The sequence below is a fragment of the Myxococcales bacterium genome (assembly GCA_022563535.1).
Lineage (GTDB): Bacteria > Myxococcota_A > UBA9160 > UBA9160 > UBA4427 > DUBZ01.
The window spans coordinates 22,884-39,009 of sequence record JADFNE010000020.1; the positions used below are offsets into that span (position 1 = coordinate 22,884).

At 61.0% G+C, this 16,126-nt stretch carries 13 protein-coding genes; 7 read left to right on the forward strand and 6 right to left on the reverse strand.

Going from position 1 to position 16,126, the window contains the following annotated elements; genetic code table 11:
• Nucleotides 1–50: 50 nt before the first annotated feature.
• The 3 genes from mltG to IH881_08495 form a co-directional block, all read right to left on the reverse strand.
• Nucleotides 51–1,070 carry an endolytic transglycosylase MltG gene (gene mltG / locus IH881_08485; GenBank protein MCH7867724.1) on the reverse strand — a complete coding sequence of 340 codons (1,020 nt, stop codon included), beginning with the start codon at nucleotides 1,068–1,070 and terminating at the stop codon, nucleotides 51–53.
• On the reverse strand, nucleotides 1,067–1,549 hold the full coding sequence (gene ruvX / locus IH881_08490) for a Holliday junction resolvase RuvX (protein MCH7867725.1): 483 nt from the start codon (nucleotides 1,547–1,549) through the stop codon (nucleotides 1,067–1,069). Before ruvX ends, mltG begins: the two co-directional genes overlap by 4 nt.
• A 77-nt stretch (nucleotides 1,550–1,626) precedes the next feature.
• Nucleotides 1,627–3,300, reverse strand: a complete 1,674-nt coding sequence (locus tag IH881_08495) for a HEAT repeat domain-containing protein (GenBank protein ID MCH7867726.1) — start codon at nucleotides 3,298–3,300, stop codon at nucleotides 1,627–1,629.
• Nucleotides 3,301–3,590: 290 nt separating this feature from the next.
• Here IH881_08495 and IH881_08500 point away from each other — a divergent pair, with 290 nt between their 5' ends.
• The 6 genes from IH881_08500 (at nucleotide 3,591) to ispG (ending at nucleotide 13,291) form a co-directional block, all read left to right on the forward strand.
• Nucleotides 3,591–4,118, forward strand: coding sequence for a phosphatidylglycerophosphatase A (locus IH881_08500; protein ID MCH7867727.1), 528 nt, complete (start codon nucleotides 3,591–3,593; stop codon nucleotides 4,116–4,118).
• A gap of 87 nt (nucleotides 4,119–4,205) precedes the next feature.
• The gene (locus tag IH881_08505) at nucleotides 4,206–5,612 is read left to right on the forward strand and encodes a competence/damage-inducible protein A (protein ID MCH7867728.1); all 1,407 of its coding nucleotides are present in this window, start codon (nucleotides 4,206–4,208) and stop codon (nucleotides 5,610–5,612) included.
• A 218-nt stretch (nucleotides 5,613–5,830) separates the two neighbouring features.
• Nucleotides 5,831–6,952 carry a recombinase RecA gene (recA, locus tag IH881_08510; GenBank protein ID MCH7867729.1) on the forward strand — a complete coding sequence of 374 codons (1,122 nt, stop codon included), beginning with the start codon at nucleotides 5,831–5,833 and terminating at the stop codon, nucleotides 6,950–6,952.
• 273 nt (nucleotides 6,953–7,225) lie between these two features.
• Nucleotides 7,226–8,419: a type IV pilus twitching motility protein PilT gene (locus tag IH881_08515; GenBank protein ID MCH7867730.1), complete on the forward strand. Its 1,194-nt coding sequence runs from the start codon at nucleotides 7,226–7,228 to the stop codon at nucleotides 8,417–8,419.
• A 154-nt stretch (nucleotides 8,420–8,573) separates the two neighbouring features.
• A complete protein-coding gene (gene alaS / locus IH881_08520; GenBank protein ID MCH7867731.1) occupies nucleotides 8,574–11,213 on the forward strand; it encodes an alanine--tRNA ligase in 2,640 nt (879 codons plus the stop codon).
• Between the two features lie 5 nt (nucleotides 11,214–11,218).
• Entirely contained in the window at nucleotides 11,219–13,291 is a 2,073-nt protein-coding gene (gene ispG / locus IH881_08525) for a (E)-4-hydroxy-3-methylbut-2-enyl-diphosphate synthase (GenBank protein ID MCH7867732.1), read from the forward strand.
• 42 nt (nucleotides 13,292–13,333) lie between these two features.
• Here the strand turns inward: ispG and IH881_08530 are convergent, their stop codons facing one another.
• From IH881_08530 to bamD, 3 genes are all read right to left on the reverse strand, one after another.
• Nucleotides 13,334–13,864, reverse strand: coding sequence for a CvpA family protein (locus tag IH881_08530; protein ID MCH7867733.1), 531 nt, complete (start codon nucleotides 13,862–13,864; stop codon nucleotides 13,334–13,336).
• 9 nt (nucleotides 13,865–13,873) lie between these two features.
• Nucleotides 13,874–14,683 carry a tetratricopeptide repeat protein gene (locus IH881_08535; protein MCH7867734.1) on the reverse strand — a complete coding sequence of 270 codons (810 nt, stop codon included), beginning with the start codon at nucleotides 14,681–14,683 and terminating at the stop codon, nucleotides 13,874–13,876.
• 104 nt (nucleotides 14,684–14,787) lie between these two features.
• Nucleotides 14,788–15,552: an outer membrane protein assembly factor BamD gene (gene bamD / locus IH881_08540; GenBank protein MCH7867735.1), complete on the reverse strand. Its 765-nt coding sequence runs from the start codon at nucleotides 15,550–15,552 to the stop codon at nucleotides 14,788–14,790.
• Nucleotides 15,553–15,843: 291 nt separating this feature from the next.
• On the opposite strand from bamD, the gene IH881_08545 reads away from it, so the two are divergent.
• Nucleotides 15,844–16,125 carry a hypothetical protein gene (locus tag IH881_08545; protein ID MCH7867736.1) on the forward strand — a complete coding sequence of 94 codons (282 nt, stop codon included), beginning with the start codon at nucleotides 15,844–15,846 and terminating at the stop codon, nucleotides 16,123–16,125.
• The last annotated feature ends 1 nt before the right edge of the window (nucleotide 16,126 follow it).

The following is a 16,126-nucleotide window of genomic DNA, read 5'->3' on the forward strand; positions in this document are numbered from 1 at the left end:
GAACCGCGCGTGCGCTCAGCCTCGAACTACACCCGACCATCCGGTCGCGCTCAGCGCGATCGCCTGCGCAATTGATATTCTCTCACCGCCTTTCTGTGCTCGCGGTACGTGCGAGAAAACTGGTGTGTCCCGTCGTTGCGCGACACGAAGTAGAGAAACTCGGTTTCGGCGGGTTCGAGGACGGCGCGCAGGGCATCGATGCCCGGACTCGCGATTGGGCCCGGAGGCAGACCCGCGATGCGATAGGTGTTGTAGGGGTTTGAAGCGTCACGCAGATGTTTCTTCGTGACGTTGCCGTCGAAGTTTTCGATTCCGAAGATCACGGTGGGATCCGTCTCGAGCCGCATCTTCCTCTTCAAGCGATTGTGAAAGACCGCAGCGATCAGGGGGCGCTCTTCCGGCGCCGCGGTTTCCTTTTCGACGATCGAAGCGAGTGTCACAATTTCGTGTTTGGAAAGTGATTGCCCTTCGGCGGTGGTTTCGATTTCTCGCCAGACTCTGTGAAATTGTTCGACGAACACCCGAACGATCTCGCGCGAAGTGAGGTGACGCGGAAGTCGATAGGTCTCGGGGTACAGGTAGCCTTCGAGGCTCGCTTGATCGATACCGAGTTCTTTCGCGAAATCTCCATCGCCTACCGTCGCCATAAAGTCGTCGAGATCCGCCAGGCCTGCTCCCGCGAGCCTGACGGCAACTTCCCAAGCCCGGATGCCTTCGGGGAGCACGATCTCATAGGTCTTGACGCGACCCGAGGTGATGCGATTGAGGATGGTCTGGGTAGACCAACCTGCCGAGACCTCGTACTCCCCCGCTCGGAGATTGCCCGCGTCGCCGTGAAAACGAGCCAGCAGGTTGAGCGCCCAGGCTTCCCGGATCAGACCGGCTTTCTGTAGGCCGCGAGCGACCTGTCCGAGCCCCTGTCCCTGTTCAATCAAGAAGAGTTGAATCGCCTCATCGCCTCCGTCGCTTTGGGGCTGAACAGGTTGTAGAGCCCCGTAGGCGAATTGGCCGAGCCCGAAGGCCAGGGCAATCCCGAGTGCGAGCATCCCGAGCCGTTGGCGGGAGTTCACGAATCGATGTCCTCGAGGTCAGGCACTGGCTCACCCGCGCCCGACTCGGGCGGGGAATCGTTGCGCCGCAGTTCGAGGTAGGTGTTCAAGATGATCGCTGCAGCGACTGAATCGATCACGTCCTTCTGTTGCTTGGCGCGGCGACCCACGGCGCTGAGCGCGCGTTTGGCTTCAATCGTGGTCAATCGCTCGTCGATGGTGTCCACCGCGATCCCCGCCGTCTCGGCCAAATCTCGAGCGAAGGATCGGGCCGCTTCGGCGCCCTTTCCCGACCGTCCGTTCATGTGGAGCGGAACGCCGATCACCGCGCGGTCGATCCCGCGCTCCGCGATCAATCGGACCAGAGCTTCGAGGTCTTGTTTGCGCCCGACGCGCTCGAGTTTTCCGCTCGGGAAAGCGAAGATCCCGTCTTCGTCGGAAATTGCCAGACCGATCCGTTTACTTCCGATGTCAAGGCCGAGGGTTCTCATCGAACGCACAACTGTAGCGACTTCGTTGCGCTCGGGTTGAACCTGAGTTTTCCTGTTTTTCTCATGGGTGCGAGTCGCATCGGTTCTCAGTTTGTTTGCGTGCAATCTCGTTTGTTCAAGACTTCGTGCGCCTTGCTGCTCACCGCGGGATCGTCGTCTCGGAGTGCCGCGATGAGCATGGCCCGGACTTCGCTGCCGTGGCGACCGTCCAGCACCTCGAGGGTCGCGCACTTGAGCTCGCGTCCGCCCTGGCCGTTGCCACCGTCGCTTTTGTCTTCGGACAGCGGTGATGCGAGAATGTTCGCCAGGACGCGGCTGATTTTCTCTTGCGGACTGCCGAGTTGGCCGAGCGCGCGAACGATCACCCCCGCCAACCGGTAGCGTCGTTGTTTGCGGGCCCGGTCGAGCGCGGAAAGCAACGCCTCGCTCGTGTGTTCGGCCCGCAGCACGCCAAGACAGAGGGCTGCGGCGCTCGAGAGTTCTTCGGTGTCCCTCTCGAGGCCTCTCACGAGGACATCGCACGCCTCGTTGTTACCGATGTTGACGAGGGCCATTCCGGCTTCTTTGCGCAGCGCGGGTCCACTGTCGTGAAAGACGTTGGCGAGAATGGGCACCATCTTCGGGCTCTGGAGTTCACCCGCGAGGCGAACCACCAGCTGCAGGCGACTGCCCGTGCGCTTGGCGATCGCCCCGATCAACGCGGGCACCGCGCACTCGCCGAGCGCCAACACCGTGCTAGCCAGTCGCGTCGAACGCGCTCGGTCGGTCTCGCGTTCGAGCGCGTCGAGCAGGGCCGGCGTAGAGCGTTCGCCGAGCTGGAGCAGGATCTGGGTCGGGCGGACCCCTCCCGCTTCACAGTCGCAAGCTCGTGCAATCAGAAACTCGATTTGCGGACCGTCGATCAGCGATTCCATGGCAGATCGCGCCATGCGTGTTCGGGGTTCATCGCCGTCGGAATTCGCGCTTGCGTGCTCGGTCAGGATCAGCAGCGCGCGATAGACTTCGGCGCGCTGGCCCGCATCCCCGAGTTCCCGGGTCCAGCCGAGAATCTTGTCGATCAGCCCCTGGTAGAGCAGGTCGTCGTCGCATCGGTCGAGCTCTCGCAGGCAGCGTCTCAAGTGCTCGCCCTGCATGGCCATCGCCGGGGCTCCGAAGGGGTCTTCTTCGAGGCTGGGGAAGGTCAATCGCGCTGGTGGCGCGGGGGGTTCTGTTGCGGCCTCGATCGCGACCGGATCGGCCTGTTCGCGAGAGCGTCCATTGACTTCGATTCCGGGTCCCGAACTCGAGTAGAGCCGGCCCGCGAACCCTCCTTCGCACATCTGATCCAGGTTGGCCGTCGGAATTGCGAGCAGGATCGCAAACCGGGTGAAACCATCCTGATCGAATTCGTCGGTCACCCGAACGCGATCCAGCTGATGGATTTCCATGGCCCGGATGAGTTCAGCCAGATGGCTGGAGTCGATGGCGCCGAGCTCGTCGTGGCAGATCTCTCCACCGTTCCGCCGGAACTCGATCGCGCCGGTGCACTCGAGTTCGAGTTTCCACAGGAGGAATGTGCGCTGGAGCAGATTTTCGCGGCTTGGATGCCGGGGGCCGTAGATGGAAATGGCCCGCAGCAGTCGATTCAATTCGAGAACCAGGGCCGCGAGATTCGGCCCGGCGCGGGGGCCGGCGTCCGGCTCGAAAACGCGAATTTTAGCCATGACGGGACCTCGATAGATGCTGAGAATCGACGGAGAGCGGCTGCACAGCCAGCTCATCGACCGTCTCCGGCAGCCCCTTGACGCGCAGGAGATCCAGTGTTCAACGGAGCCTCCTTGGGTTCAATAGATTTTTGCTTTTCTTTCGCTTTTTGGATTGACTCTGACTCGAGCCGAGGGCTAACCTGCTTTGCGTCGCCCCCCTGACCCGACATCGCGCAATCTGGCTGGATCTCAGCTGTAAGGTGTAAGCCGCAAACGAACTCGAGCCGCTGATGAAATTGCGCGATCGACCTCGTGAAAGTGTGGCGAAAACACCTCTGCCGAATCCTCTGCTGAGAGTTGTGGTCTTGGCTGCCGCAACCGGGGCGGGGGTCGGGTTCATCCCGCTCGCTCCCGGCACCTTTGGGTCCATGGTCGGTGTCCTGCTCTTTTTTCCGCTCGCCCGGGAGGGGCTGGCTGTCTACTTCGCGGGGGTAGTCGTGCTTTCGGTGCTCGGCGTGTGGTCGGCTGGCCGGGCCGAGGAAATTTTCGACTCCACCGATGACGGACGCATTGTGATCGACGAGTTGGTCGGCCAACTCATCGCATTGGCTCCCCTCGTGGCGCTGTTGCCTGTGGTTGACCTTTTTACAGTCGTTGAAGGGGGTGGCGGTCGGATCGAAAGAGTTTCTTTTATTCTGCTCGTCGTGACCGGATTCGTCACATTTCGGGTGTTAGATATCTACAAGCCGGGGGTGATTCGCTGGGTGGAGCGAAACATCTCTGGCGGGGCGGGCGTAATGGCAGACGATTGTGTCGCGGGTGTCTTCGGGGCCGTCGGCCTCGCACTCCCGACCGCCGGCGTCTTGTGGTTTGGCTGGTTGGGTAAAGCTTGATGGTTGATGGTAGTGAGAAGGTGAGGGGTGGATGGTGGGTGAGGGGTGGATGGTGAAGGGTGGATGGTAAACGATGGATGGTGAACGGTGGCCGGTAAAAAGATGAGCAGCCGCAGCAACATTCTGTGCGCCGAGATCATTACCATCGGCGACGAAATCCTGCGCGGCGAAATCGTCGACTCGAACAAGGCCTTGATGTCCGAGCGCCTGCGGGATGTCGAAGTCGAGACCCGCTTTCAAACCTCAGTTCTCGACCATCCCGAAGAAATGGCCGACGCGTTTCGACGCGCCGTTGCCCGGGCGGACATCGTGTTGGTTTCGGGGGGTCTCGGGCCGACCCGAGACGATCTCACGACGGCGGTGCTGGCCGAGACATTTGGTTGCGAACTGCTGCTCGACGAAGCCTCCCTCGAAACGATCCGCAAGTTCTTCGGCCAGCTCGGTCGCGAAATGAGCGAGAACAATGCCAAGCAGGCTTACTTTCCCGCCCGGGCCGAAGTGTTGTCCAATCCGGTCGGTACGGCGCCCGGCTTCATGATGAAGATCGCGGGGACAGGGAAGGGCGCAGAAGCGGTCGAAGCCGAAGAAACCCTGATCTTTGCCATGCCGGGGGTGCCGCGGGAACTCGCGCTGATGCTCGACCAGCAGGTGTTGCCCCGGGTGGTGGCACGGGTCGCCGATAATCATGAGGGTAGCAGCGGGCGCGCGATGCGAGTGAAGTTGCTCCGCACCTTCGGCCTCGGCGAGTCGACCCTCGATGCCGAACTCAAGGACATCGCCCGGGATGCTGAGGTCGAGCTCGGCTTTCGCACCTCGTTTCCCGACAACTATTTGCGCCCGGTGGTCCGGTCGGCAACTGCGGCCGAGGCCGAGGCCAAGCTTGAAAGCGTGTGCCGCGAAATTCGCGACACCCTCGGCGCTGTCGTCTACGGCGAAGGGGATGAAACCCTCGCTGCGGTGGTGGGCCGGCTGTTGGTGGAAGCCGGAGCCACGATCGCCACTGCGGAATCCTGCACCGGCGGGTTGTTGGCCGAGCAGATCACCCAGGTTCCGGGCGCTTCGCGCTACTTCGCCGGGGGCGTCATCGCCTATGCGAATGAAGTCAAGGTGGCGCAGCTAGGCGTACCCGAAGAGTTGCTCGCCAGCCACGGTGCCGTCTCGCAGCCAGTCGCAGTCGCCATGGCCGAGGGTGTGCGCAAGCGCTTCGGCACAGACTTTGGAGTCTCGACCACCGGCATCTCTGGACCCGACGGCGGCACGGACGAAAAACCGGTCGGTCTGGTTTGCGTGGCGGTGGCTCGAAGCGGTGCGGAGACCCACGCAGACAGTTTCATCTTTCCCCTCGATCGCGTGCGGCATCGCACCCTGACCGCCCAGGTTGCTCTCGACTGGGTGAGGCGCTCGCTGATGGGCATCGAACTCGTGAGTCCCTCGCTGCTGCGTCGCCGCGACGGCGCAGCGCCACCGGCCGGGTCTTCGGGGGCATCGCAGTGACGTCAACAAACTCGAGTTGGAAAAGAACGGCTGCGCGGGTCAGAACCGTCGAATACGAAAGAAGATTTCACGGGCTCGCTCTTCCATTCCACGGGTGTGGTCTGGGATGCGATCTGTTTAACGCATCACCCCTCAACTCACTTTTTGTCGGGCACTCGTTTATGGGGAACGGTCCAAAGGCAAGGAATGGGAATCAAGAAAAAGAAAGGAATTGAATCATGGCAAAAAAGTCACAGAAGCTAGAGCGAGCACCGGTACAGCGGATCAGTCGAGAGGGCAACGGAGAACAGCGGGCGAAGGCGCTCGAGATGGCGATCGCCTCGATCGAAAAGCAATTTGGCAAGGGCGCGATCGTTGCGATGTCCGGAGACAAGATCGATTACGAGATTCCCTACTTTTCGAGCGGCTCGCCGAGCATCGACATCGCTCTGGGGATCGGCGGCTATCCTCGCGGTCGAGTGGTCGAGATCTACGGACCGGAGTCGAGTGGCAAGACGACGCTGACCCTGCACGCCATTGCAGAAGTGCAGAAGACTGGCGGAGTCGCGGCCTTCATCGACGCCGAGCACGCGCTGGACGTGAACTACGCCAGACGCCTCGGCGTCAAGGTCGAAGACCTGCTGGTCTCACAGCCCGATACCGGTGAACAGGCCCTCGAGATTGCCGACGTCCTGCTGCGCTCCGGTGCGATCGATATCGTGGTGATCGATTCGGTGGCAGCGCTGGTGCCCCGGGCCGAGATCGAGGGAGAGATGGGGGACCATCACGTGGGCCTGCAAGCTCGGCTGATGAGCCAGGCGTTGCGCAAGCTCACGGCCACCGTCGCCAAGTCTGGCGCCACGATCATGTTCATCAATCAGATTCGCATGAAGATTGGGGTGATGTTTGGCAACCCGGAGACGACCACCGGAGGCAACGCGCTGAAGTTCTATGCGTCGATTCGCATCGATGTACGCCGGATCGCCGCACTCAAGGACGGCGACGAGGTGGTGGGCAATCGTACTCGGGTCAAGGTGGTGAAGAACAAGGTCGCACCTCCGTTTCGCCAGGCGGAGTTCGACATCCTTTACAACGAAGGGATTTCTCGCGAGGGAGACCTGCTGGACCTCGGTGTCGAGGAAGGCCTGGTCGAGAAAAGCGGCTCCTGGTACTCGTACGACGGCGAGCGAATCGGCCAGGGGCGGGAGAATGCCCGTCGCTTCCTCAAGGAAAATCCAGAGACTTGTGGACGCCTGGCGGAGGTCGTGTACGCGGCCAAGGGACTCAAGCTTCCCGTCCCGGTAGGGGGACACGGCGCGATTGCTGCGGATGCCTCCGAGCCCGAAACCGAAGACGTCTGAGAGCAACGATCCACCACGCTCCCGGGACCGGCATCTTCTCGTCGGTCCCGGAAGCGTAGAGTTCTTTGAAGGACTGTCGAATTCCGCTCTAATTGCAATCACATTGCGTATTCCTTGCGCACGCGAATTTGACGCCCGAACGCTCGCCTCTCGGCGAGTTGCGTGCCGCTCGGCTCAAGCTGCTCTCCCTTCCTGTCGAAACACCCACAGACTGGTTGTGAAATGCGAACCAGCATCACGACATCGGCGAAGGGGCTCCCACAGTTCATGGGTATGGATCTCAACGACATCCTGAAGGTCGCGATCAAGGGCGGAGCCTCGGACATTCATCTGAAGGCCGGATTGCCCCCTATGTTCCGAGTCGACGGTGCGCTGGTGCCGCTCAAGAACGGCGAGCGCATGATGCCCGACGATCTGCAGAAAATCGCGTTCTCGATCATGAACGAAAAGCAGAGGGCGAATTTCGAAGAGCAACGCGAAGCGGATCTCGCCTACGGGATTGCGGGACTCGGGCGCTTTCGCGTCAACATTTTTCAGCAGCGCGGCACCATTGGCGTTGTCTTCCGGGTCATCCCCTTTGGAGTGAAGACCGCGGAGCAACTCCATCTTCCTCCGATCATCCAGAAGATTGCTCGCGAGCAGCGGGGACTTGTTCTCGTGACCGGGACTACGGGTTCGGGCAAGTCGACCACGTTGGCGGCGATGATCGAACAGATCAATACCGAGCGTACTTCTCACATCATGACGATCGAAGACCCGATCGAATTTTTGATTCGCGATCGCCGCTCGATCGTGAACCAGCGCGAGATCGGCGTCGACACCCACAGTTTTTCCAACGCCCTGCGGGCGGCCTTGCGTCAGGACCCCGACGTCATTCTGGTCGGCGAGATGCGCGACTTCGAGACGATCGAAACGGCCCTCACTGCAGCTGAAACCGGTCACCTCGTGATGAGCACCTTGCATACCCTCGACGCGACCGAGACGATCAACCGTATCATCTCGGTATTTCCGCCCTACCAGCAGAAGCAGGTTCGATTGCAGTTGGCGACCATTTTGAAGGCGGTGATCTCACAGCGACTGGTTCCCCGGGCTGATGGCAACGGCCGCGTTCCCGCGCTGGAAGTGTTGGTTTCGACTGCGTTCGTCCGCGAGTGCATCGGCGACAAGGACCGCACCAAGGAAATTCCCGAGGTGATCGCCAAGGGTTTCACCACCTACGGCATGCAGACCTTCGATCAGTCACTGATGCAGTTGGTGAAAGACGGTCTCGTGACCTACGACGAAGCGCTGAAGAACGTGTCGAACCCGGACGACTTTGCCTTGCGGTTCCGCGGCATCGCCTCGACTTCGGACTCTCAGTGGAACGAGTTCGACGGTGAGGGCGACGACGAAAAAGATAAGCCCGAGGCCGACAATATCGACGATGCCCTGGTGGACGACGACGGCTTCAGCATCGATCGTTTCTAGCTCCATCTGCCTCGAGCCCCAAAGCCAATAGCCCCAGTTCGCACCTCAGCACTGCGCGGTCTTCCCCTTCGCGTCGGCGCCCTTTGCGCCCCAGCCTTCGCCCCCCACGCCCATTCCGCTATATTGCACCGCCCTCGGGCAGGAAAGGTGGAGCATGGGACCGGCAGCCAAAGACATCCGCGAGCTGTTTCTCGATTTTTACGAGAACAAGGGACATTCGCGTCAGCCGAGTGCTTCGCTGGTTCCCCAGGACGACCCGACGCTGATGTTCGTCAACGCGGGCATGGTCCCCTTCAAGCGACTGTTTCTCGGCGAAGAAACGCGCAGCTATTCCCGGGCCACCAGCTCGCAAAAATGCATGCGAGTCTCGGGCAAACACAACGACCTCGAGAACGTTGGCCGCACGCCCCGGCACCACACTTTCTTCGAGATGCTCGGAAATTTTTCCTTTGGCGACTACTTCAAGCAGGAAGCGATCGAGTTCGCCTGGGAACTGTTGACCGATCGGCTCAAGCTGTCCCCTGCGAGTCTCGCAGTCTCGGTATTCACCGAAGACGACGAAGCGTATGGCATATGGCGCGACGGTATTGGCCTTCCCGAAGCCAAGATCTACCGACTTGGCGAGGACGAAAATTTCTGGGCGATGGGCGAGACGGGACCATGCGGTCCCTGCAGCGAAATCCACGTCGATTTCGGAGAAACCGGACACTGCACATCCGCGGTGTGTGATCCCTCTTGCGATTGTGGGCGCTGGCTCGAGATCTGGAATCTGGTCTTCATGCAGTACAACCGCAGCGCCAGCGGCGAGATGACCCCGCTTCCCAAGCCATCGGTCGATACCGGCGGTGGTCTCGAACGCTGGGCTCAGGTGCTGCAGCAAGTCGACTCCAACTACGAGACCGACTTGTTCGTGCCCTTGATCGAACGAGGACAAGAGCTGACCGGAGTAGCGCTCGGCGAGGATTCCGAAAAGGATGTGTCGCTCAAGGTGGTGGCCGACCACGCCCGCGCACTGACCTTCTTGATCGGCGACGGAGTCCTGCCCTCCAACGAGGGACGGGGTTATGTGCTGCGCCGCATTTTGCGCCGGGCGTCGCGCCACGGCGTCTTGCTCGGGACCGAGCAGCCCTTCATCCATCAGGTGGCGGACAAGGTGATCGACGAAATGTCCGGGGCCTTCCCCGAACTGATCGAACGGCGCGCGTTCATCTGTGCCCGTATCAAACGGGAAGAGGAGCGTTTTCTCGAGACCCTTTCAAAGGGCCTCAACCTGCTCGAGGGCGAAATCAAAGAACTCGATGCGAAGGGGCAGAAGACGCTTCCCGGCGAAATGCTTTTCAAGCTCTACGACACCTATGGCTTTCCGGTCGATCTGACCGCCGACATCCTCGCCGGTCGGAACATGACCCTCGATCGTGCTGGTTTCGACCGGGAGATGGAAGCCCAACGCACGCGAGCGCGCGCGGCCTGGAAGGGAACCGGCGATACGACGGTCGCCGAAGTCTACGGCCGCATCGTTTCGGAAGTGACCAGCGATTTCAGCGGCTACGAAGGACTGACCGGCGAATCGAGCTTGCGCGCGATCTTGCGCGACGGCGAACCGGTGGAGGTGGCCAGGGCCGGCGACGAGGTGGAACTGGTTTTTGGGGAAAGTCCCTTCTACGCGGAGAGCGGTGGCCAGGTGGGCGACCGCGGGCTCATCACGGGACCTCGCGGTGAGATCGAAGTGCGGGACACGCAAAGGCCCATCGACGGTTTGATCGTGCACCATGGACTTGTCTCCACCGGAGAGATTCATCAGGGTGAGATTGCGCAGCTTGTGGTCGACGCTGCGAACCGACAGGCGATCGTACGCAATCATTCAGCGACGCATTTGCTTCACGCGGCACTGCGGCAGGTGCTCGGACCGCAAGCCATGCAGAAGGGTTCGCTGGTCAACGGGGAACGACTGCGTTTCGACTTTACCCACGATCAGGGTGTGACGGTCGCAGAACTCGAGGAGATTGAAGACCTCGCCAATCAGTGGATCGAAGAGAACCACCCCGGGACGACCCGCCTGCTCTCGTACAACGACGCCGTCAAGCAGGGAGCGATCGCGCTGTTCGAGGAAAAGTACGGCGACGAGGTGCGCGTCGTTTCATTTGGCGATTGTTCGACTGAACTCTGCGGTGGCACCCACGCCGGGGCAACGGGCGACATCGGTTTGCTCAAGATCGTGAGTGAATCGGGTATTTCCGCGGGCATTCGACGCATTGAAGCCCTGAGCGGCAAGGCCGCCCTGCAGCATATTCGCGTGCAGGAACGGGCGCTGCGCGAAACGGCCGCCCTGCTCAAGGTCTCGACTGTCGATGTGACCGAGCGGGTCTCGCGCCTGCTCGAAGAACGCAAAGCTGCTCGACGCGAGCGCGAAGCACTCGATGCGTCGAAGCTTGGGAGCGTTGCTCTTGACCTGGCGGGCTCCGCCCGAGAGATCAAAGCGGGCAAGGCCGTGGCGGGTTGCGTCGAAGGCGCCGACGCCAAGGGGATGCGCGGCATGATCGACGACCTGCGAAACAAACTGGGCAGCAGTGTCGTTTGTCTGTTGGCGGAAAATAACGGCAAGGTCCTGGTGGCGATCGGCGTCACAAAAGATCAACTCCAGAACTTCAAGGCCGGCGATTTGATCCGCGAGGTGGCGGGGGTTGTCGGCGGCGGCGGCGGTGGGCGTCCAGACTTCGCCCAGGCCGGCGGCATGGACGCGTCAAAGATCGACGCCGCGATCGCGAAGTTCTACGAACTCGTCGGTGCTAGTTGATCGCCATGAGAACTTTCTACGCGAGGGATCTCTTCACCGGGCTGCGACGCGCGACCCGGGAAGTCAAGGTGGGCGACGTCGGGATCGGCGGGGCCAATCCCTTGCGCATTCAATCGATGACCAACACCGATACGCGTGACGTGCGCGCAACCGTCGACCAGATCGAATCCCTGGCCGAGGTCGATTGCGAGATCGTTCGACTCACGGTGCCCTCGGTGCGAGACGCGGAGGTTCTGCCCGAGATTCGCCGAGAGTTGGCGAAGCGTAGGATCACAGTGCCCCTGGTGGCAGACATCCACTTCACACCCAACGCCGCCATGCTCTGCGTCGATCACGTAGAAAAGATTCGCATCAACCCGGGCAACTACGTCGACCGCAAGAAATTCGAGGTTCGCGAGTTCAGCGACAGCGAATACGCGGTCGAGATCGAAAAAGTTGCGGATCGCTTTCGACCGCTGGTCCTGCGCTGTCGTGAGGTGGGGGTATCGATGCGCATCGGGACCAACCATGGATCTCTCAGTGACCGTGTGATGAACCGCTTTGGCGATACCCCGCGTGGCATGGTGGAGAGCGCGCTCGAGTTTTTGGATGTCTGCGAATCCGAGAACTTCTACGACATCGTCTTCAGCATGAAAGCCTCGAACACCCAGATCGCCGTCCAGGCCTATCGACTGCTGGCCCAGAGGCTGAACGCACGTCCGTCGCCGCCGGGGGGGACTTATCCTTTCCATATTGGGGTGACCGAAGCAGGGGATAGCGAGGATGGCCGCATCAAGAGTGCGATCGGGATCGGCGCTTTGCTCGAAGATGGCATCGGGGACACCATTCGCGTCTCGCTCACCGAGCATCCCATCCGAGAGATTCCGGTGGCTCGCGCGCTGGCCGAACGCGCCCAGGCGCGTTGGACTGCGGACGAGGGCACGGCCGGAACGCAGCTTCAACAGGTCTTCACGGCAGATCCCTATAGCTACGAGCGCCGGGAAACCACCGCCCTCGAGCTAGCCGGACTGGCGCTCGGCGGAAAAGAGCCGGTACGGGTCGAACTCGATCTGGGTCCGGTACCCCAGCGCAATCTCGACGCATGGTCCGAGGCTCATGCCAAGAGCCTCGCCGGTCAGCGAGATGTCGCTTGCGAGTCGATCCAGCTTGCGCTTTCGAATCTGGCTGATCTCGCCGATCTCCAGGCGATCGACAGCTTGCGACGCACGCTCTCGAAATGCGGGCTCGATCAACCCCTTGCGTTTGCCGCCCCCGCGTCCGACGCAACCGACGTCGACAGCTTGAGCCTCGATCTGTCCGAGCGAGTCTCTCGTCTCGTGATTCGGATTGATGGCGAAACTTCGCTTCGGGCGTGCGAAGTCAGTGCTCGGTTTTCCCAGCGTGCTGGCATTGCACTCGAGTGGTGTCTCGCAGGGGATCTCGCCGGGTTGTCCGCACTCGTCGATCGAGCACTCGATGCAAGTCGATCGGCCGGTCAGACACGACTGCTTTTTTCGTGTTCGGTTCCCCGCGCCAATCACGGGGCGAGGCGGATCGTGCAACGCCTGGGCGAGCGGGGTGCCTCAAATGTCCCGATCGTCTTGCGTCATTACGCCGCTGGCGATTCTTGCGATCGATCCGATTCTGAGCGAGCCATCGTCGACGTCGCAATCGATCTCGGGGCCCCACTCTGCGACGGTATTGGCGACATGGTGACGCTCGGAGGGAACGACGATTCGGGACGTGCGGTCGATCTCGCGTATCGCGTTCTGCAGGGCGCGCGTCTGCGCGCGACTCGCACGGAGTTCATCTCGTGTCCGTCCTGCGGTCGTACGCTGTTCGACCTCGAACTCGTAACCGCGCGCATCAAGTCCCTCACCGAACATCTAAAGGGAGTCAAGATCGCCATCATGGGTTGTATCGTGAATGGCCCCGGCGAGATGGCGGACGCCGACTTCGGCTACGTGGGTTCGGGGGCGGGTCTCGTGACGCTCTACGTCGGCCATGAGGTATTCGCACGAAGCGTGCGCGAAGATCAGGCACCCGGGCGACTGGTCGAACTGATCAAGGACTCCGGTCGCTGGGTCGACCCCAGCTAGATCCGACACTATACGGCGTATCCCACCCTGCAGCAGCAACTACTAGCGCTTGAAGGGTGCGGCGACACTGGGGAGTGCCTTGAATTGTTCCGGATACTCGTTGGCGACGTATTCTTGGAGTTGTTCCACCGCCTCGACGCTGCGCGATCCCTTGATCGAAGCATGCTCCTCGCCGAATATCAGGGTCGCGCCGAGCACGAGCAAGGTTCCGACCAACGCACCCTCTGCAACGCCCAGTGCCCCTCCGCCGAGCCGGTCGGCCCAGCCCAGCCCCACGGCCTCGGCGCCCCGTTTGACGGTTCGCCCCAAATAGCCCACCAGGACCACGGTTCCGATCAGAATCACTGCTCCGGTAATGAAGGGAGCGGCGCCGGCACCAATTTCTCCACCGGTGAACTCGGTCAACCAATTGGCCGCGTAGCTGTTGCCGAAGCGCAGGGCGATACAGCTGATGCCGACTGCGGCAATCGAAAAGCTCTCGCGAATCATGCCGATGTAGGCGCCCCGGGCAGCTGCGACCAACAGCACGAACAGAATGAACCCGTCGAGGATGGTGAGCGAATCGGTATCCATGATCTTTGTTTACTCCCCCGAGTTTCCGTTCGGAATTTCGTTGGGCGCGGTGGCGAGCTCGTGCTTCGAAATGACCATCCGGGTGTACATCCGGGCATCGTCGCGATTGGGATCAAATTTCAATACGGCCTGCCAGCGCTCCAGGGCGTCTTCGCTGCGACCGAGTGTGTAATAGGTGAGTCCGAGTTGAACCTGGGCGTCGAGTAGCCCGGGGTTGCCGCGCAGCACGCGTTTGAATTCGCGCAGTGCCTGGTCGGGCAGGCCGAGTTCGCGCAGCGCGACCCCCAGGCGATAACGGATGTCGTGGAAATTCGGACAACGATCGAGAGCCTTGCGGTAGCCCTCGACGGCCTCTCGCAATTCTCCTGCATCGAAGTACGCGTCGGCCGTGGCCGCCTGCAAATTTGCCAGTTTGCCCCGGGTGACGGGATCGAGTGACCCCGAGGAAGTTCGCGTCAGGGCCGATGCTCGTTCGGCAAATTCGCGCGAGTGGTCGAAATCTCCCCCGCGCTCACACACGCTCGCCAGGGCGAGAAGTGCTTCGGCGTACGACGGGTTCAGGGCAATGGCACGTCGTAAGCTGCGCCCGGCGGCGTCCGAATCTCCCCTCAGTTCCAGCAGCACCCCGACCATGTAATGGACGTCGGCAAAGTCGTTGCGGGTGCGCAGGAGCGAGTTCAGTGCTTCGAGGGCGGGGCCGACGTCCCCGCGTTCGAACAGGGATCGCCCCAGCGAGTACGCTTCGCGCTCACCGCTCGTCATGCGAATGGATCGGATGATCTTGGTTGGAACTGCGGTCGCTCCGTCTGATCGCTCCAAGCTGGCCCGCTCCTGTTGTTTCGATCCGCTGAGGACCGCAAGAGAAGGTTACAGCAGGCGTAGCGAAAAGACCCTCATGCCCGCGCACCCCGATCAATTGACGGTCAGTTCGTTGCCGCGATTCTCTCGGACGCCAGTTTCGCTGTGTCCGATTTTGGATAGTTGGCGACGACGACATGGAACAACCTTCGGGCCTCGTCGCGTCGCATCATGTTCTCGTAACAGACCCCGAGCTTGTAGAGGACCTCGGCGTCGAGTCCGAGTCCCGGGTAGACATTGAGCACCGTGCGATAGCGCTCGGCAGCAGCTTGAAACTCATCCCTCTTCATGTAGAAGTCGCCCATCTGCATCATGTTGCGCGAAAGGCGAGTGCGCAGGTCCCGCAGCATCGCTTCGCCCTTCCGGGTCTCGAGCGCGTAGGGGTGCTCTCGGATCAGAATCTCGAGATAGATCTGCGCTTCCCGGGTCGCGGTCTGGTCCCGGTTGATCGAGCGGATTTGTTCGTAGTGACACAGCGCCGAGCGGAGCACCGTATACGGCACTTTTTCGTGTTGGGGGTGGAGGTCGGAAAAGGACCGGTAGTACGACAGCGCGTCGTCGTAGCGTCGGTTATCGAAGTAGGCGTCTGCGATTCGCAGCTCGGCCTGGACCGCAAGTTCGTGATACGGATAGTTGTCGATGATCGTCTGGAACGTTTCGATCGCCTCGTCGTAGTCGACGACGGTGAACCAAATGTAGGCGCGCTTTCCCTTCAGGATCTCGAGGCCCTTCTCGTACAATTCCTCAGCGGGTGCCACTTCGACAAAAAGCGGCGGTCTTTCCCTGCAGGAAGACCCAAAAGCGAGCAGGAGCGCAAGTGTGGCCCACACCCAGATTTTACTTCGAGGTGAGACCCCGGATCGGTGGTATTGCATTTTGAAACCTTTCTCTGGCCGCGGGAGGGAGGTCAAATCACAAATCCTCTCGCGGCGGGTTCAATCTGCTAGGCTACTGGCCGCAGGTTTTCGGTTCCCTGCATGTTCAAGGTGAACCCCGCGGAATCATTCAGTGTTCTGCATATCATTCTAGACAATATTCTAGACAAACTAGAATTCTAGACAAACTAGACGACAACCCAATTTCAATCCCAACTCAGATTCAAGAAAGGGTCGGTGCGAACCATGGAACGAGGCTCTCTCGAACAGCTCCAATATGACAAGCGGCTGCGGCTGCGCAATGGCTGGATCAGCAAAGCACAGGAGCAGAGCTACATCGACGCTCTGCCGGACGTTTCGGACAAAATTTTCATCTTCATCGAAGAAGAAGAAGAAGAACCCGAAGCGCAAGAGCAGGTCGTCGAGGCGCCGGTCGGTGTGCCCAGCGATCCAATGGCAGAGCCCGCGGACACCACGGTCGGAACCCCGGTGGATCCGCTGTCTCCGCCGCCGTTCAGAGAGGTCTGAA